1 protein-coding gene is annotated in these 1,035 nt (G+C 50.2%); it reads left to right on the top strand.

What is annotated here, in order from left to right:
- On the top strand, window positions 1-1,035 hold a 1,035-nt coding region (locus A3766_RS03205), incomplete at both ends, for a DEAD/DEAH box helicase (RefSeq protein ID WP_156508647.1).

Genomic DNA, 1,035 nt, shown 5'->3' with positions numbered 1-1,035 from the left:
AGGTGTGGGCGCCAAACTGGCTGAAACACTTTCCAAGCTCGATATTCACAACATGCAGGACCTACTCTTCCACCTGCCTTTTCGTTACGAAGACCGAACTCGTATTCACTCTGCAGCCTCGCTTCGCCCCGGCATGCAAGGCTTGTTTGAAGTGGAAGTGCTCGGTAGTAGAGTCGTTCATGGAAGAAGGCGTAGTCTAGAAGTCAAAGTAAAAGACGCCAGCGGCACCGTTACACTGCGTTTTTATCACTTCAGCGCAGCTCAAGCCCGGCAACTTCAAAAAGGTACCTACCTGCGTTGCTATGGTGAGGCCAGGCTTGGAAAGCTGGGAATAGAATTCTATCACCCTGAGTACAATATCATCACAGGGGACGAGAAGAATACCGCACCCGAAACTTTAACTCCGGTTTATCCCTTAACCGAAGGAATTCAACAAGCAAGACTCCGTGCAATCTGTCGTCAAGCGCTTGGCTGGCTGGATCGCTGCGATGTCCGCGATCTACTGCCGCCTAGCATTCGAAAAGCCTACCAGCTACCGGAACTTAAACATGCACTAAGTTACTTACATGCTCCACCAACCGAAGCCGACCAACTCGCTTTGCTAGAAGGGCGGCATTTATGTCAGCAACGCCTTATTGTTGAAGAATTACTCGGGCATCACTTAAGTCTGTTAAAACTCCGCAAAGGCGTACAAAGTCACCAAGCCTTGCCTTGCCAGAATAATAGCCAGCTAGGCACTCAACTGCTTGAGCAGCTCCCCTTTGAACTAACCGGTGCACAAAAAAAAGTGTGCAGCGACGTCGACCATGACCTAGGCCAAGCCTTCCCCATGCTACGATTGGTACAAGGCGATGTCGGCTCAGGTAAGACCATCGTTGCGGCCTTGGCAGCCTTAAAGGTTGTAGAGTCGGGTGCTCAAGTCGCTTTAATGGCTCCCACTGAAATTCTTGCCGAGCAACATCTATTGAACTTCAGTCAGTGGTTTGCCGAGCTTAAGCTTCCTGATGGCAACTCGATAGAAATCGCATGGCTAAG

It is taken from the genome of Oleiphilus sp. HI0132, from assembly GCF_001635845.1.
Note: the sequence above shows the minus strand (reverse complement) of the source record. Positions and strands in the feature narration are given on the sequence as shown.